This is a genomic window from Catellatospora sp. IY07-71 (assembly GCF_018326265.1).
Classification (GTDB): domain Bacteria; phylum Actinomycetota; class Actinomycetes; order Mycobacteriales; family Micromonosporaceae; genus Catellatospora.
In genome coordinates, this window is record NZ_AP023360.1 from 3,831,950 (window position 1) to 3,848,899 (window position 16,950).

At 71.5% G+C, this 16,950-nt stretch carries 12 protein-coding genes; 11 read left to right on the forward strand and 1 reads right to left on the reverse strand.

Annotated features, from left to right (window positions below):
- Window positions 1–75: 75 nt before the first annotated feature.
- The 7 genes from CS0771_RS38800 (at window position 76) to CS0771_RS17230 (ending at window position 11,759) form a co-directional block, all read left to right on the forward strand.
- On the forward strand, window positions 76–2,184 hold the full coding sequence (locus tag CS0771_RS38800; RefSeq protein WP_244870850.1) for a ThuA domain-containing protein: 2,109 nt from the start codon (window positions 76–78) through the stop codon (window positions 2,182–2,184).
- Between the two features lie 175 nt (window positions 2,185–2,359).
- A complete protein-coding gene (locus CS0771_RS17205; protein WP_212841932.1) occupies window positions 2,360–5,194 on the forward strand; it encodes a PQQ-dependent sugar dehydrogenase in 2,835 nt (944 codons plus the stop codon).
- Window positions 5,195–5,204: 10 nt separating this feature from the next.
- On the forward strand, window positions 5,205–6,695 hold the full coding sequence (locus CS0771_RS17210) for a glycoside hydrolase family 99 protein (protein ID WP_212841933.1): 1,491 nt from the start codon (window positions 5,205–5,207) through the stop codon (window positions 6,693–6,695).
- A 319-nt stretch (window positions 6,696–7,014) separates the two neighbouring features.
- Window positions 7,015–8,064 carry a substrate-binding domain-containing protein gene (locus CS0771_RS17215; RefSeq protein WP_212841934.1) on the forward strand — a complete coding sequence of 350 codons (1,050 nt, stop codon included), beginning with the start codon at window positions 7,015–7,017 and terminating at the stop codon, window positions 8,062–8,064.
- Window positions 8,065–8,185: 121 nt separating this feature from the next.
- Window positions 8,186–9,238 carry an ABC transporter permease gene (locus CS0771_RS17220; RefSeq protein ID WP_212841935.1) on the forward strand — a complete coding sequence of 351 codons (1,053 nt, stop codon included), beginning with the start codon at window positions 8,186–8,188 and terminating at the stop codon, window positions 9,236–9,238.
- Window positions 9,235–10,254, forward strand: a complete 1,020-nt coding sequence (locus CS0771_RS17225; RefSeq protein WP_212841936.1) for an ABC transporter permease — start codon at window positions 9,235–9,237, stop codon at window positions 10,252–10,254. Before CS0771_RS17220 ends, CS0771_RS17225 begins: the two co-directional genes overlap by 4 nt.
- Window positions 10,254–11,759 (forward strand): sugar ABC transporter ATP-binding protein, encoded by a 1,506-nt coding sequence (locus CS0771_RS17230; protein ID WP_212841937.1) that lies wholly within the window; start codon window positions 10,254–10,256, stop codon window positions 11,757–11,759. Before CS0771_RS17225 ends, CS0771_RS17230 begins: the two co-directional genes overlap by 1 nt.
- A 70-nt stretch (window positions 11,760–11,829) precedes the next feature.
- Here the strand turns inward: CS0771_RS17230 and CS0771_RS17235 are convergent, their stop codons facing one another.
- Window positions 11,830–12,201: a TraR/DksA family transcriptional regulator gene (locus CS0771_RS17235; protein WP_212841938.1), complete on the reverse strand. Its 372-nt coding sequence runs from the start codon at window positions 12,199–12,201 to the stop codon at window positions 11,830–11,832.
- A 517-nt stretch (window positions 12,202–12,718) separates the two neighbouring features.
- Here CS0771_RS17235 and CS0771_RS17240 point away from each other — a divergent pair.
- The 4 genes from CS0771_RS17240 to trpA all read left to right on the forward strand — a co-directional run bounded on the left by CS0771_RS17240 (window position 12,719) and on the right by trpA (window position 16,908).
- Entirely contained in the window at window positions 12,719–13,426 is a 708-nt protein-coding gene (locus CS0771_RS17240; RefSeq protein ID WP_212841939.1) for a M23 family metallopeptidase, read from the forward strand.
- A gap of 626 nt (window positions 13,427–14,052) precedes the next feature.
- Window positions 14,053–14,715 (forward strand): hypothetical protein, encoded by a 663-nt coding sequence (locus tag CS0771_RS17245; protein WP_212841940.1) that lies wholly within the window; start codon window positions 14,053–14,055, stop codon window positions 14,713–14,715.
- Between the two features lie 244 nt (window positions 14,716–14,959).
- The gene (gene trpB / locus CS0771_RS17250) at window positions 14,960–16,117 is read left to right on the forward strand and encodes a tryptophan synthase subunit beta (protein ID WP_244871370.1); all 1,158 of its coding nucleotides are present in this window, start codon (window positions 14,960–14,962) and stop codon (window positions 16,115–16,117) included.
- On the forward strand, window positions 16,114–16,908 hold the full coding sequence (gene trpA, locus CS0771_RS17255; RefSeq protein ID WP_244870851.1) for a tryptophan synthase subunit alpha: 795 nt from the start codon (window positions 16,114–16,116) through the stop codon (window positions 16,906–16,908). The genes trpB and trpA overlap by 4 nt, the downstream gene beginning before the upstream one ends.
- The last annotated feature ends 42 nt before the right edge of the window (window positions 16,909–16,950 follow it).

A 16,950-nucleotide genomic window follows, 5' to 3' on the forward strand; every position in this document is an offset into this window, starting at 1 on the left:
GGTGCTGGCGGCCGCCTCCCCGCCATCGCGCAGGCACCACCTCCCGACCTGGACCACCCGATCCAAGGAGCACTGATGCGCAGAAGGTTTCTGTCCGTGGTCGCCGGCGTCGCGCTGGCGGCCGGCATGGCGCTGGCGGCGCCGCTGCCCGCGTCCGCCGCACCGCTGACGAAGGTGCTGGTCTTCTCGAAGACGGCCGGCTTCCGCCACTCCTCCATCCCCAACGGCATCGCCGCCATCCAGGCGCTCGGCGCCGCCAACGGCTTCACGGTCACCGCGACCGAGGACGCCGCCCAGTTCACCACCGCCAACCTGGCCCAGTACCAGGCCGTCATCTGGCTGTCGACCACCGGCGACGTGCTCAACGCGACGCAGGAGGCCGCGTTCCAGAGCTACATCGCCTCGGGCGGCGGCTATGTCGGCATCCACGCCGCCGCCGACACCGAGTACGACTGGTCCTGGTACGGCGGCCTGGTCGGGGCGTACTTCGCCTCACATCCGGCCACCCAGCAGGCCACCATCCGGGTCGAGGACCGCGCGAACATCTCCACCGCGCACCTGCCGCCGACCTGGACCCGCACCGACGAGTGGTACAACTACCGCGCCAACCCGCGCAGCAACGTGAAGGTGCTGTCCAGCCTGGTCGAGTCGTCGTACTCCGGCGGCAGCATGGGCGACCACCCGATCACCTGGTGCCACCACTACGGCGGCGGGCGGTCCTGGTACACCGGCCTCGGGCACACCGAGGAGACGTACGCCGACGCGAACTTCCGCACCATGCTGCTCGGCGGCATCCAGATCGCGGCCGGGGCCAAGCCCGCCGACTGCCGCCCGGAGACCGGCTACACCGCGATCTTCGACGGCACCCAGGCCAGCCTCAACCAGTGGCGGATGGCCGGGCCGGGCGGGTTCACGCTGGCCGACGAGACGCTGACGTCGTTCGGCGGCATGGGCCTGCTGTGGTTCCCGGTGCGCACCTACAGCAACTACTCGCTGAAGGTCGACTGGATGATGCCGGGCGACGACAACGGCGGCGTGTTCATCGGCTTCCCCGACCCGGGCAACGACCCGTGGGGGCCGGTCAACGCCGGGCACGAGATCCAGATCGACGCCACCGACGCCGATCCGAGCCGGACCACGGGCAGCGTGTACAGCTTCCAGGCGCCCAACACCACCGCCCGCGCGGCGGCGCTCAACCCGCCCGGTCAGTGGAACACCTACGAGATCGGGCTGCACGGCCAGCGGGTCGAGATCTGGCTCAACGGCGTGAAGATCAACGACTACACCAGCTCGCGGGCCATCGCCAACGGCTACGTCGGCGTCCAGAACGACGGCACCGGGATGGACATCAACTACCGCAACATCCGCATCAAGACCGACGGCGGCACGCCACCCGCGACGGACATCGCCCAGGGCAAGACCGCGACGGCGTCCAGCGTGGAGTCCGGCAGTGCCCACGTCGCCGCGAACGCGGTGGACGGCAACGCGGCGACCCGCTGGGGGAGCGCATACACCGACCCGCAGTGGATCACCGTGGACCTCGGCGGCTCGTACACGATCAACCGGGTCCGCCTCAACTGGGAGGCCGCCTTCGGGCGGGCTTACCAGGTGCAGACCTCGCCCGACAACGCCACCTGGACGAACGTCTACACCACGACCGCCGGTGACGGCGGCGTGGACGACCTGACCGTCTCCGGCACCGGCCGGTACGTGCGGGTCAACGGCACCCAGCGGGCCACCCAGTGGGGCTACTCGCTGTTCGACCTGAACGTCTACGGCACCCCGGTCAGCGGCCCGCAGCTGCTGTCGCGCAACCGCCCGGTGACCGTCTCCAGCGTGGAGCCCGGCAGCGCGCACAACGGCGCCAACGCCGTGGACGGCAACACGGGCACCCGCTGGGGCAGCGCCTACAGCGACCCCCAGTGGATCACCGTCGACCTCGGCACGGCCAAGGCGATCAGCCGGGTCCGGCTGAGCTGGGAGACGGCCTACGGGCGGGCGTACCAGATCCAGACCTCGCCCGACAACAGCACCTGGACCACCGTCTACTCGACCACCACCAGCGACGGTGGCGTCGACGACGTGAACCTGACCGGCAACGGCCGCTACGTGCGGGTCAACGGCACCCAGCGCGCCACCCAGTGGGGCTACTCCCTCTGGGAGCTCGACGTCTACGGCAGCTGAGTTGCCGGCATGCGCTCTGCGCGTGCGGCTTTCGGCCTCTCAGCCCACGTCGGACCAGGGTTAAGAAGGGCACCTTCCACTACGGAAAGCGATAAGAAGGTGCCCTTCCTTCCCCGTCCCGCCCCGGTGCGTGCCCCGCGCGCCGGGGATCCCACCCCCGGAAGGAAACCCCTCGATGAGACACGTCCCCCGGTGGCGGCTGTGGTCCACCGCCGTCGCCACCCTGGCCGCGAGCGTCGCGGTCTCCGTCGCGGCGGGAGCGCCCGCCGCGACGGCGGCCCCGATCCCGGCCGCCGACTACCAGCAGGTGTCGCTGGCCACCGGCTCGGCCGAGCTGGGCGAGCCGATGTCCCTCGCCGTCCTGCCGAACCGGTCGGTGCTGCACACCGCCCGCGACGGCACGATCCGGGTCACCGACGTCAACGGCAACACCCGGCAGGCGGGCAAGCTGTCGGTGTACACCCACGACGAGGAGGGCCTGCAGGGCATCGCGGTCGACCCGGGCTTCGCCACCAACCGCCACATCTGGGTCTACTACTCGCCGCCGCTGAGCACCCCGTCCGGCGACGCCCCGGTCACCGGCACCGCCACCACCTGGAACACCTGGAAGGGCCACCTGCGGCTGTCCCGGTTCACGCTCAACTCGGACGACACCGTCAACCTGGCCAGCGAGCGCATCACGCTGCAGGTCGACAACGACCGGGGGCAGTGCTGCCACGTCGGCGGCGACATCGACTTCGACGCGGCGGGCAACCTCTACCTGACCACCGGCGACGACACGAACCCGTTCGAGTCCAGCGGCTACACCCCGATCGACGAGCGCACCGACCGCAACCCGCAGTTCGACGCGCAGCGCACCTCGGGCAACACCAACGACCTGCGCGGTAAAGTCCTGCGGATCAGGCCGCAGGCCGACGGCAGCTACACCATCCCGGCGGGCAACATGTTCGCGCCGGGCACCGCGAACACCCGGCCCGAGATCTACGCGATGGGCTTCCGCAACCCGTTCCGGATGAGCGTGGACAAGGCCACCGGCATCGTCTACCTCGGCGACTACGGCCCCGACGCGGGCACCACCAGTTCCACCCGCGGCCCGCAGGGGCAGGTCGAGTTCAACCGGATCACCGCGCCGGGCAACTACGGCTGGCCGTACTGCACCGGCACCAACACCACCACCGAGACCTACAACGAGTACACGTTCCCGTCCGGCCCGTCGCAGGCCAAGTACAACTGCGCGGGCGGCCCGGCCAACAACTCGTTCCGCAACACCGGCCAGGCCACGCTGCCCGCGGCCAAGCCGGCCTGGATCCGCTACGCCGGTGACGCGGGCACCCCGCCGGAGTTCGGCACCGGCTCGGAATCGCCGATGGGCGGCCCGGTGTACCGGTTCAACGCCTCGTCCACCTCCGCGATCAAGTTCCCGCAGTCGATGGACGGGCGCTACTTCGCCGGTGAGTACGGCCGCCGCTGGATCAAGGCGATCGCGCTCAACACCGACGGCACGCCCGGCGAGATCTCGGCGTTCCCGTGGACCGGCACCCAGGTCATGGACATGGCCTTCGGCCCGGACGGCGCGCTGTACGTGCTCGACTACGGCACCGGCTCCAACAACCAGGGCCTGTGGCGCATCGAGTACATCGGCGGCGGCAACCGCAGCCCGGTCGCGCGGGCCACGGCCGACCGCACCTCCGGCCCGAACCCGCTGACCGTGAACTTCTCCTCGGCGGGCAGCTCCGACCCGGAGGGCGGGGCGCTGAGCTACCTGTGGACCTTCGGCGACGGCACCACCTCCACGGCTGCCAACCCGACCAAGACGTACACCACCAACGGCACGTACACCCCGACCCTGCGGGTGACCGACCCGGGCGGCCTGACCGGCACGGCGAGCCTGGTCGTCACGGTCGGCAACGCGGCGCCGACGATCAACCTGACCACGCCCGGCAACGGGCAGCTGTTCAACTTCGGCGACACGGTGCCGTTCACGGTCACCGTCAGCGACCCGGAGGACGGGGCCGTCGACTGCTCGCGGGTCACCGTGACGTACTCGCTGGGCCACGACAGCCACGCCCACCAGATCACCTCGAAGACCGGCTGCTCCGGCACGATCACCATCCCGGTCGACGGTGAGCACGACGCGGCGGCGAACATCTTCGGCGTCTTCGACGCGAGCTACACCGACAACGGCGGGCTGACCTCGCGCAGCACCCGCACCCTGCAGCCGAAGAAGCGGCAGGGCGAGCACTTCAGCTCGCAGTCGGGCGTGCAGCTGGCCGACCACGCGGCGGCCGAGGGCGGGCGCACCGCCGGTTACATCGAGAACAACGACTGGATCGCGTACACGCCGTACAACGTGTCCAACGCGACCCAGATCAGCGTGCGGGCCGCCTCGGCGGGCGCGGGCGGCACCATCGAGGTGCGCACCGGCTCGGCGACCGGCACCCTGCACGGCACGGTGACCGTGCCGGTGACCGGCAGCTGGGAGACGTTCACCAGCGTCAGCGCCGGCCTGACCGGGCTGCCGGCCGGGGCGACCACGCTGTACCTGGTGTTCAAGGGCGGCGCGGGCAACCTGTTCGACGTCGACTCGTTCACCCTCACCACCGGCAGCGCGCCGACCACCCCGGTGGTGGCGTGGCGGGCGCGGGTCAACAGCCAGTACGTCACCGCGGCCAACGCCACCACGGCGCTGATCGCCAACTCGGCCACGATCGGCGCGGCGCAGCGCTACGACCTGGTCAGCCTGGGCGGCGGCAACTACGCGCTGCGGTCCAAGGCCAACAACATGTTCGTCTGCGCCGAGAACGCGGGTGCGGGCAACCTGATCGCCAACCGGGCCACCGCCGGCTCCTGGGAGACGTTCACGCTGGTCAACAACTCCGACGGCAGCGTCAGCCTGCGCGCCACGGTCAACGGCATGTACGTCGCCGCGGAGAACTCGGGCGCCAACCCGCTCATCGCCAACCGCACGGCCATCGGGCCGTGGGAGAAGTTCGACCTGATCACCCAGTAGGAGGCTGACCATGAACCGACTACGGCGGACCTGGTCCGCCCTGCTCCTGGCGGTGGGGCTGCTGGCGCTCGCGGGGGTTCCCGCGCGGGCGTCGGCGCCCCCGCCGGTGGCGGCTCCCCTCGCGGCACCGGCCGCGGCCGCCGCGCCGCTGGCGTCCAACGTGCACATCTTCTACTACTCCTGGTACGGCAGCCCGGCCGTGAACGGCTCGTACCGGCACTGGCAGCAGGGCGGGCACACCCCGCCCAACGGGATCGGGGCGAACCTGTACCCGAAGCTCGGCGCCTACGACTCCGGCGACGTCAACTCGATCAACCAGCACCTGGCCTGGATCGCCCAGGCCGGGGTCGGCGTGATCGTGTACAGCTGGTGGGGGCAGAACTCCTACGAGGACCGTCTGGTCCCGCGGGTGCTCGATGCCGCCGCCGCGGCGGGGATCAAGGTCGCCTGGCATCTGGAGCCCTACGGCGGGCGCACCGCCGCGTCCACCGTCGCCGACGTCGACTACCTCAACAGCCGGTACGGGTCGCACGCGGCGTACTACCGCGACACCGCGCGCGGCAACCGGCCCGCGTTCTACGTGTTCGAGAGCCTGCGCATCACCGACTGGGCCCCCATCGGGCCGCTGCGGGCGAACAACATCATCCTGGCGCAGACCACGGACACCTCGAAGGTGGCCCACTTCGGCGGGATGTACACGTATGACGCGATCGCCGGGAACACCGCGCCGGGCTGGGCGAACGCGCACGCGTACTGCAAGGCCAACGGCCTGGTCTGGGCGCCGTCGATCGGCCCCGGCTACATCGACGACCGGGCGGTGCCGGGCAACACGACGCCGACCCTGTCCCGCGAGAACGGGGCGACCTACGACCGCCAGTGGGGCAACGTCCTCGCGGCGGCCAACGGCGGCCCGCCGAGCTGGGTGTCGATCACCTCGTTCAACGAGTGGCACGAGGGCTCGGTCATCGAACCGGCGAGCGCCTCCCCGCCGGGCGGGTTCGGGTATCAGACCTTCTCCGGCGCGTACGGCCTGACCGGCACGGCGGCGGAGACGGCCTACCTGACCCGCACGAAGTACTGGGTGGACCGGCTGAACCCGCCGGCCCCCGCCCCCACGGTGGTCAGCCTGCGCGCCCGGGTCAACGGCCGGTACGTGGCGGCGGAGAGCGCGGGCGCGTCCCCGCTCATCGCCAACCGCACCGCCGTCGGCCCGTGGGAGCAGTTCGACCGCGTGGACCTGGGCGGCGGCCTCATCGCGCTGCGCGCCCGGATCAACTCCCGCTTCGTCCACGCCGACAACACCGCCCCGCTCATCGCCAACGCGACGTCGTCGGGCGCCTGGGAGACCTTCCGCGTCGTCACCAACACCGACGGCAGCGTCAGCCTCCTGGCCACCGCCAACAACCGCTACGTCGCCGCCGAGAACGCGGGTGCCGCCCCGCTGATCGCCAACCGCACCGCCATCGGCGGCTGGGAAAGGTTCGACATAGCCCCCGCCTAGCCCCCGCCCAGCCCGCTAGATCACGTCGATCTTGCGTGAACTGTTGCCCTTTTGCCCGGTACGAGCGTGTCGTACCCACAGTTCACGCAAGATCGGCGCAGCAAAGGGCGGCCGCACCGTCTACTTCGCCGTGATCGCGCACGCCGAGCGCGATCACGGCGAAGTCTTGCTAGGAAAGCGTTTCCAGGTTTCAGTATTCGATCGTGTTCGTTACGGGCGGGGGATTGACTACGGCCGCCGGGCCGAGTAAACAACATCTAGGAAATATCCTATAGGATTTCGACAACCGAAAGTGCCTGACTAGGGAAGGGACTCGGTCATGCGACCGCTTGTTCGACTGGGCTCGGCCGTCGGCGTGCTCGCGCTGATGATCACGGCGTCGGCCTGCACCAAGAAGGAAGAGGAGCCCGAGGGCGCCACCGGTGCGCTCACCGCGGCTCAGGTGAAGGTGGCGCTGGTGCCCGGCGGGGCGCACCCGTACTTCCAGCCGTGGAAGGACGCCGGTGTCAAGGCCAAGGGCGACTTCGCGTTCGGCGACGTCACATTCAACGAGACCGCCGGGTGGGACCAGACCAAGCAGAACGACGTGCTGACCTCGCTGGCGGCGCAGGGGTACAACGCGTTCGGCATCTTCGGCGTCGCGCCGGAGAGCATCAACTCCACCTTCGAGAACCTGAAGAAGCAGGGCTTCAAGGTCGGCTCGCTGGCCTCGTGCCCGGCCGGCGACAAGAACCTCGCCGACTTCTGCCTCTCCACCGACGTGCAGGAGGCGGCGTACAAGGCGGCCAAGGCGGCGGTCGAGGCCATGGGCGGCCAGGGCAACCTGGTCCACCTCACCGGCAACAAGGTCGACTCCAACACCCAGCGCCGCATCGCGGGCGTGCAGAAGGCCGTGGACGAGACCGGCGGCAAGGTGAAGCTGCTCGACACCATCACCGACATCGACAAGGACCTGCAGACCGCGCAGAAGGCCGTCGCCGACCTGCTGGCCGCCAAGGGCAGCCAGGTCAACGCGATCGTCACTACCGCGTACAACCCGGCGGTGGCCGCGGCGGGCGGCGTCAAGCAGGCCAAGCTGCCGATCAAGGTGATCGCGATCGACGACGACCCGACCATCATCCAGGGCATCAAGAACGGCGAGGTCGCCGCGACCGTGCTGCAGAACCCGGTCGGCCAGGCCTACGTCGGCTCGTACGCGCTGCTGAAGCTCGCCGAGGGCTGCACCATGGCCACGCCCGGTGTCATCATCGACTCCGGCTCCTTCGTGGTCAACGCCGCCAACGCCACCACGTACGAGAACGACCGCCAGGCCAAGACGGACTTCCTGAAGAAGGACTTCGACGAAAAGTACCTGACCTGCGCCAAGTGATCCGCTGACGGCCGGGGCGCGCCGCCCCCGCCCCGGCCATCGGCGACGCGCCCCGGCCTCACCCCCCACGCGGCCGGGGCGCGTCCGCGCATCGCGACGCGTCACACCCCCGGAGAGTGCAGTGAAGCAAGACGACAATCCCTCCCCAGCGGAAGCGACGCGCCAGGCGGCGCGGCTGCCGCTGTGGGCCAATCCCCGCATCGGCCTCGTGGTGCTGCTGATCGCACTGATCGCGCTGTTCACCACGCTGCGCCCCGCGTTCCTCAACACGCAGCTCACCCTCGTCCCCATGCAGTCCGACATCAGCGTGTACGCCGTCGTCGGGCTCGCCCAGCTGGCCGTGCTGTCGCTGGGCCACATGAACATGGCCGTGGGCCGGATGGCCGCGATGAGCGCCTTCGCCGCCGGCCTGCTGCACGACCGGCTCGACGCGCCGCTCGTCGTGTGCCTGCTCGGCGGCCTGGCCACCGGCGCGCTGCTCGGCGCGCTCGCCGGGCTCATCATCGCCCGCACCGGCGTCAACTCGTTCGTGGTCACCCTCGCCCTGGACTTCGCCCTGATCGGCCTGGTCTCGCTGCTCTACGCCACGTTCACCGACGGGGTCGCGTTCGGCGGGCTGCCCGCGGGCATGTCCGCGCTGCGCACCGACACATTCGCCGACTACTGCGCCGGGGACGTGTGCGGCCCGGAGATCCCGTTGCTCGCCCCGATCGCGCTGGTCGCGGCGCTCGGCGTCGGGCTGCTGTTCCGCTGGTCGCGGATCGGCCGCGAGGTGCTGATGACCGGCGCCAACGCCAAGGCCGCCCAGCTGTCCGGCATCCCGGTGAACCTGCGGGTCATCCAGGCGCACGCGCTGTCCGGGCTGCTGGCCGGGCTGGCCGGGTTCCTGCTGTCGGCCAACAACGGCTCGTTCTCCGCCGGAGTCGGCGACGGCTTCCTGCTGCCGTCCTTCCTCGCGCCGGTGCTCGGCGGCACGCTGCTGGTCGGCGGCGCGGTGAGCGTGCTCGGCACGGTGCTCGGCACCGCCATCACCCAGGTCATCTACAAGGGGCTGAACCTGCTGCAGTTCCAGGTCGACGAGCTGAAGCTCTACATCGGGCTGGTGCTGCTCGCCGCGCTGTCGCTGGACCGGCTGCGCCACGTCCTCGCCGAACGCAGGGGAGTACCGGCATGACGAGCACCATCGAGACCCCCACCGAGCAGCCCGCCGCCACCGCGCAGCGGGCGCCGGGGGCGCGGCTGCGGCGCACCGTGCGCTCCTCGGAGTTCACCCTGGTCGCGATCGCCGTCATCGGCTTCGTCGCGCTCACCCTGACCACCGACGGCAACATGCTGTCCTCCGGCACGCTGGCCGCGTTCTTCCGGTTCCTGGCCGTGCCGATGATCATCGGGTTGGCGCAGATGGTGGTGCTGGCCATCGGGCAGATGAACCTGTCCGTCGGCGTGCTCACCGGCTTCTGCGCCATGGTCGCCGCCTGGGCCATGCTGGAGGCGGGACTGCCCGCGCCGCTCGCGGTGCCCGCCGCGATGCTGCTCGGCGCGGCCGTCGGCCTCGGCAACGGGCTGCTGGTCGTGTTCACCAGGATCAACGCGTTCATCGTCACGCTGGCCACCATGACCATCATCGACGGCCTGCGCTACGGCGTGAACGGGCCGGGCACCTACCAGGACTACTCGGCCGGGCTGCAGGAGCTGGGCCAGGCGTCGCTGCTCGGCTTCCCGGTGGTGTTCCTGCTGGCCTGCGTGGTCGCGGCGGGGGTGTGGTTCTTCTTCGCCCGCACCGTGCCCGGCCGGCACCTGCTCGCCAGCGGCGGCAGCCCGTTCGCCGCGCGGCTGTCCGGTGTCTCCAACGACCGGTCGATCCTGCTCGCGCACACCCTCTCCGGCCTGCTGGCCGGGGTCGCCGCGGTGCTCACCCTGGCCCAGTCCGGCTCGGTGAACGCCAGCATCGGCGACGACCTGCTGCTGCCCAGCTTCGCCGCGCCCATCATCGGCGGCGTCGCGCTGGCCGGCGGCGTGGTCAGCGTGCTGGGCACCTGCCTGGCCGCGTTCATCGTGCGGCTGGTCGACGTCACCCAGGCCCAGTTCGCCATCAACCGGCGCTGGGTGGACCTGATCGTCGGCGCGGTCGTGCTCGGCGTGGTGCTGTCCGGCGCGATCCGGCAGAAGCTGTCCCGGAGGTCGTCGTGATGCTGCTGGCCGAGGGCCTGACCAAGAGTTTCCCGGGGGTACGCGCCCTGGACGGCGCGACGCTGAGACTCGCCGCGGGCAGCGTGCACGCCCTGCTCGGCGAGAACGGCGCGGGCAAGAGCACCCTGGTGAAGATCCTGACCGGGGTGTACCGGCCGGACGGCGGCCGGGTGCTGCTCGACGGCGCCGAGGTCCACTTCGGCAGCCCGCTGGAGGCGCTGCGGGCCGGCATCGGCGTGGTGCACCAGGAACGCAACCTGGTGCCGGAGTTCTCCATCGCGGAGAACATCGCCCTGCAGCACCTGCCACACCGGGGCGGCGTCGTCGACCGGACCCGCATGCGGGCCGAGGCCCGCCGCTGCCTCGGCCTGCTCGACCTGGACCTGGACCCGGACACCCGGGTCGCCGAGCTGTCGGTGGCCCAGGCGCAGCTCGTCGAGATCGCCAAGGCGCTGTCCGTGGACACCCGCGTGCTGCTGCTCGACGAGCCCACCGCCTCGCTCACCGGCGAGGAGGCCGACCGGCTCTACGCCATCGTGCGCAAGCTGACCGCCACCGGGCACGCCGTGGTGCTGGTGAGCCACAAGCTGGAAGAGGTGTTCGCGGTCGCCGACACGGTCACCGTGCTGCGCGACGGGCACAGCGTCGCCGAGGCGCAGCCGCTGTCCGGATACACCCGCGACGGCATCGTGGACCTGATGGTCGGCCGCGCGTACGCCTCCGTGCAGCTCGCGGAGCGCACCGTCGACCGGGACGCGGTGCCCGCGCTGGAGCTGGCCGGGGTCAGCACCGGGCAGGGCCACCGCGACGTGTCGCTGTCCGTGGCCCGCGGCGAGATCCTCGGCCTCTACGGCCTGGTCGGCGCGGGCCGCACCGAGCTGGCCAAGGCGCTGCTCGGCCTCGGCGAGATCACCGGCGGGCAGGTGCGGGTGCACGGCGAGCCGGTGCGCATCCGCGACGTCGGGCAGGCGCTGCGCCGCCACCGCATCGGATACGTGCCCGAGGACCGCAAGGGCGAAGGGCTGTTCCTGGAGCAGCCGATCGCCCGCAACGTCGGGGTGACCGTGTGGCGGCGGCTGGCCAAGCTGGGCCTGATCCCCGACCGGGGCGAGCGGCGCGTGGTCGACGAGTACACCGAGCTGCTCGGCATCCGGCTGGCCTCACCGCAGCAGCTGGCCGGCCAGCTGTCCGGCGGCAACCAGCAGAAGGTCAGCCTCGCCAAGTGGCTGGCCGCCGAGTGCGACATCCTCATCGTCGACGAGCCGACCGTCGGCATCGACGTACGCACCAAGGCCGCGTTCCACGAGCTGATCGCGCGGCTGGCCGGGCAGGGTATGGCGATCCTGCTCATCTCCTCGGACCTGCCCGAGGTGGTGACCCTGGCCGACCGCATCGTGGTGCTCGGCGACGGCGCCGTGCGCGGCGAGCTGGCCAACGACCACGACTACGACGCCGTCAGCCAGCGCGTGATCCGCCTCATCCACGCCGCGCCCGCCGCCGCCTGACCGGGACGCGAAAGCTCCCGTCCTGCTGCCGAGCAGCGTGACGGGAGCTTTCAGGCATGGGGGAGGCGGTTCAGCGCCAGCGTTCGGCGGCGGCCTGGCACTTCACGCAGTGGGTGGCCCAGGGCATGATCTCCATGCGGGCGGGCGGGATCGGCAGGCCGCAGCCGTTGCAGGTGCCCAGGGTGCCGGCCTCCAGGCGGGTCAGCGCCTCGCCCAGCTTGCGCATGTGGTCGTCGAGCGCGGCCGTCAGCAGGTCCTGCTGCTCGGTGTCCGACACCATCGTGCCCGCGTCGGCGACGTCGCCCGGACCCTGGTCCCCGGACCGGCGCAGCTGCGCGACGGCCTCGGTCTGCACACGCACCTGCTCGGCGGCCTCCTCGTAGCGGGCCCGCAGCAGCACGCCCAGCTGTGCCATGTCGAGCGTGCCTTCCAGCGTTGTCATCATGCCTCCACTGTCTCGGTGCAACGGTGCTTCCCGATGGCACCGGCGGCGAAACCTCCGTCGCCTCAAGCGAGACAACGGACCGCGCGCCGGGCGGTTTCGGGTCGGGCGCTGCCATGGTGCGCCGGATGTCTGAGCTTTCGCTGAATGCGCGCCGGGGCACTGGCGCGGGGGCGTTATCCTGCCCGCCACTGGTCGCACGGGCGCTGGACGACCCCGCTGGGTGGTGCGAATTGCCCCATCAATCCGGAAGGTGCCCGGGGGCCGGAGCGTCCTCCGGCGGCGGTGCGCCGGGTCGCCGCGTGACGCTCCCCACTGAGCGCCCCTGCCGGCGGGTGACCGTCCACTTAGGTCCGACCGAAGACGTGAAACGTGAACATGATTTCGAGCCTTTTGGCCAATTTTTGTCATACCAAGTGGCTTGTATCCAATGCCTGATTTGTTAGGTTGTCCAGCAGTGCCATCCCGGGCGAGGGCGACTCGCCGCAACGGGGCCCCGGACGGACCGGGGTCCGACATGACGGAGGGTGTGGTCGTGCGCTATCGGCCGGAGCTGGTCAGGGAGGCCGACCGCTACTGCGGGCGGCGCCGTGCGGGCGTGCCCTCGCGGAGCAGGTACGCCACCGTGGTCGCCACGGCGGCGGCGGGAGCCGGGATCGTGGCCTTCGGCGCTGGTGCGATGGTGCCGGACGCCAAGGGATACGACCACATGACGTCGTTCTCCGACAGCGCCCGCGCCGAGATCGCCGAGCGGGCCGACCGCAGCGAACGGCCGCTGAGCACCTCCATCAACCAGGGCGCCCCGGACGCGTGGGTGCTGCCCCTGCACGACTACACGCTGAGCTCCCGCTTCGGCATGCGCTGGGGCAGCCCGCACCGCGGGCTCGACCTGGCCGGGCTGCCGGAGGGCACGCCGTACATGGCGGTGCGCGGCGGGACCGTGGTGCAGGCCGGCTGGAACGGCGGCTACGGCAACTCGATCATCGTCGACCACGGCGACGGCCTGCAGACGCTGTACGGGCACTCCAGCCGGGTGCTGGTCCGGGTCGGCGACCGGATCCAGGCCGGGGACGTCATCGGCCTGGTCGGCAACACCGGCTACTCCTTCGGCAACCACCTCCACCTGGAGATCCACGTCGACGGCGTCGCGCACGACCCCCTCACCTGGTTCAAGAAGCACGGCGTCGACTTCGAGCTGGAAGTCGAAGAGGTCTACGGCACCTGAGCCCGTGCCGTCCGGCCATGATCGCGGGTTCGTGTCGTTCGGCGCGGTCCTGCCTCGGATTCCGCCACGAGACGGCGATCTTCGCGACCTGGAAACGTTGTCAGGGAACGTTTGCCGGGTTGCCGTCTAACCCAGTGCAGCGACAGAATCACCAGGAGTCGCAGCTGGGGAGATCCTACGGATGACAGCAGGTTGGACGCCGCCGCCGGCAGGCCGGGTGACCCGGCCGCGGGGTGCGTCCGCCGAGGCCGCCGAAGCGGCCCTGAGCCCGCTGCCCGCGTCCGCCCCCGCGTTGCCGACCTTCGGCCCGCCGCCCGCCGACACCGCCGCGCAGCTCGTCACCGGTGCGCTCGACGAGCTGGAGCGCGCCGCGCTGCGCCTGTCTCCGGGCTGGCTGCGCGCCGCCGGGGACCTGGACGGGCCAGCCGGCGCGGTGCGCGCCCTGGCCCCCGAGCAGGCGGCCGCCGGCATCCATTCCGGACCGTTCCTCCTCGTCAGGCCCGCCGAGCGCTGCGCCGTGCTGCGCTTCACCGCGACGACCAGGTCCTCACCGAGCCCGGCGCGGTGCCGGCGCACCTGGAGCAGAACCGCCCATCCCGACGCACCGACGCGCCCAAGGAGTGAAGATGGTCCACCTCAAGCCCTCGCAGAAGGCGTTCCTGATGCTGCTGATGGCCGAGGCCCGCGAGGTCTCCAACAGCGAGCTGCTGGAGCGCTACGGCGTCTCGATCACCGGCGCGGACAGCCGCGCGCTGGTCGAGGCCAAGCTCGCCACCAAGCGCAAGGGCGCCAAGGGCGCGCTGGTGCACGAGCTGACCGACGAGGGCTGGGCGCGGTGCAGGCGCGAGCTGAGCGCCGAGTACGTGCGGGGCGCCGGCCCGGCGTTCCCGGCGCTGCACGCGCTGCTCGGCGCGGTGGACCGGCACCTGAGCCGCAGCGGGATCGCCCTGGCGGACATGTTCACCGCGAGCATCGCCCCGCCCGCCCCGCGGCCGGTGGCCAAGGTGAAGCCGGTGGTCAAGCGCGGGCTGGAGAAGCGCCTGCTGGCGGCGTACGACAGGCTCTCGGACATGCCCAGCGCGTGGGTCAGCCTGACCGACCTGCGCGCCGAGCTGGCCGGGGACAGCTTCGAGGACGTCAACCACGTGCTGATGAAGATGGCCGTGGCGCGCACCATCGTGCTGGTGCCGGAGGAGGACCAGAAGACGCTCACCGCCGCGGACCACGCGGCCGCCATCCACATCGGCGGCGAGGACAAGCACCTGCTCTCGATCGACGCGGCGGCATGAACCCTGATGAACGCAGGAAGCTGTCGACGCTGCGGTTCGACGTCGCGCCGGTGCCCGGCGAGGCCCGGCGCAGCCAGGGCTTCTCCTTCCGCTGGATGCGGGCGCCCCTGAGGGGCCGTCGTGCCGGAGTGGCGCGGCGGCCCCTCGGCGTGTCAGTATGGGCAACAGTTCTAGAACAGTTGGAGGAACTGTGGGTGCCATCACTGCTCAGGGCCTGCCCGCGCTGCTGCCCGCCGCCGGGCTGATGCGCGAGCCCGGCGCGAACGGCCGCTTCGGCGAGTTCGGCGGGCGCTTCGTGCCCGAGTCGCTCATCCCGGCCTGCGCCGAGGTCGAGGAGGCCTTCCGCGACGCCTGGGCCGACGCCGGCTTCCGGCGCGACCTGGACCGCCTGCTGACCGTGTACGCCGGCCGGCCCACCCCGGTCACCCCGGCCTGGCGGCTGTCCGCCGAGCTGGGCGTGGACGTGCTGCTCAAGCGCGAGGACCTGGCGCACACCGGCTCCCACAAGATCAATAATGTGCTGGGGCAGGCGCTGCTGGCCGTGCGCATGGGCCGCACCCGGCTGATCGCGGAGACCGGCGCGGGCCAGCACGGCGTCGCCACCGCCACCGCCGCCGCGCTGCTCGGCCTGTCCGCGACCGTCTTCATGGGCGGCAAGGACATGGCCCGCCAGGCCCTCAACGTGCACCGCATGCGGCTGCTCGGCGCGGAGGTGGTCGAGGTGACCAGCGGCAGCCGCACCCTCAAGGACGCCACCAGCGAGGCCATGCGCCACTGGGTGACCTGCGTCGACGAGGCGTACTACTGCATCGGCTCGGTGATGGGCCCGCACCCCTACCCGTGGATGGTGCGCGAGTTCCAGCGGGTCATCGGCGCCGAGGCCCGCGCCCAGTGCGCCGCCGAGCTGCCGAAGGCCGTACCCGACTACGTGGTGGCGTGTGTCGGCGGCGGCTCCAACGCCGCGGGCACCTTCGCGGGCTTCGCCGACACCGGCGCGCAGTTGGTCGGCGTCGAGGCCGCGGGCGGCGCGGCGATCTCGAACGGCGGGGTCGCGATCATGCACGGGCACCGGTCGTACGCCATCCAGGACGCCGACGGGCAGATCCTGGAGGCCGAGTCGATCGCGGCGGGCCTGGACTACCCCGGCATCGGCCCCGAGCACGCACACCTGCACGAACTCGGCCGCGCCCGGTACGTCACCGTCACCGACGGCGAGGTGGTCGACGCGGTCAAGCGGCTGGCCCGCAGCGAGGGCATCCTGCCCGCGCTCGAATCCGCCCACGCGGTGGCGTGGGTGCTGCGCGCCGCGGGCACCGCCGAGCTGCCCGCCGGCAGCACCGTGCTGATCACCCTGTCGGGGCGCGGGGACAAGGACTCGAACAGCCTGATGGAGATCCAGTGACGACGACGGCCGTGACGGGCGTGCCCGTCGAGACCCACCTGCGCGCCCGCCGCGACGCCGGCCGCAAGCTGCTCGTGCCGTACGTCACCGCAGGCGTGTGCGAGAACTGGACCGAGCACCTGCACGCCTGCGCCGAGGCGGGCGCGGACGCGATCGAGATCGGGCTGCCGTTCTCGGAGCCGACCGTGGACGGCCCCACCGTCCAGGAGGCGTCGGACCGGGCCCTGCACCGGGGCACGAGCCTGCGCACCCTGCTCGCCGACCTGCGTACGGTCCGCCTGGCCGTGCCGCTGATCGTGATGACGTACTACCACCTCGTCGCGCGGGAGGGCCTCGCCGCGGTCTGCGCCGCGCTGGCCGAGGCCGGCGTACGCGGCCTGATCGTGCCCGACCTGCCGCTGGACGAGTCCGCCGCGCTGGAGCAGGCCGCCGCCGCGGCCGGGATCGACCTGATCCTGGTCGCCGCACCCAGCAGCAGCCCGGCCCGGCTCCGCGAGATCGCACAGCGCAGCCGCGGCTTCGTCTACGCGGTCACCGCGATGGCCACCACCGGCGAGCGCACCGCCCTGCCCGCCACGGCCGGCGCCTACGCCGCGACCCTCAAACAGCACACCGACCTGCCCGTCCTGCTCGGCTTCGGCATCTCCACCCCGGACCACGCCGCCGCCGGCGCCCGCTCCGCCGACGGCGTGGTGGTCGGCTCGGCCCTCATGCGCCGCATCCTCGACGGCGCCGGCCCCGCCGACACCGCCGCCTTCGTCACCACCCTCCGCACTGCCCTGGACCGATAAGGAAGGGCACCTTCTTATCGTTTTCCGTAGTAGAAGGTGCCC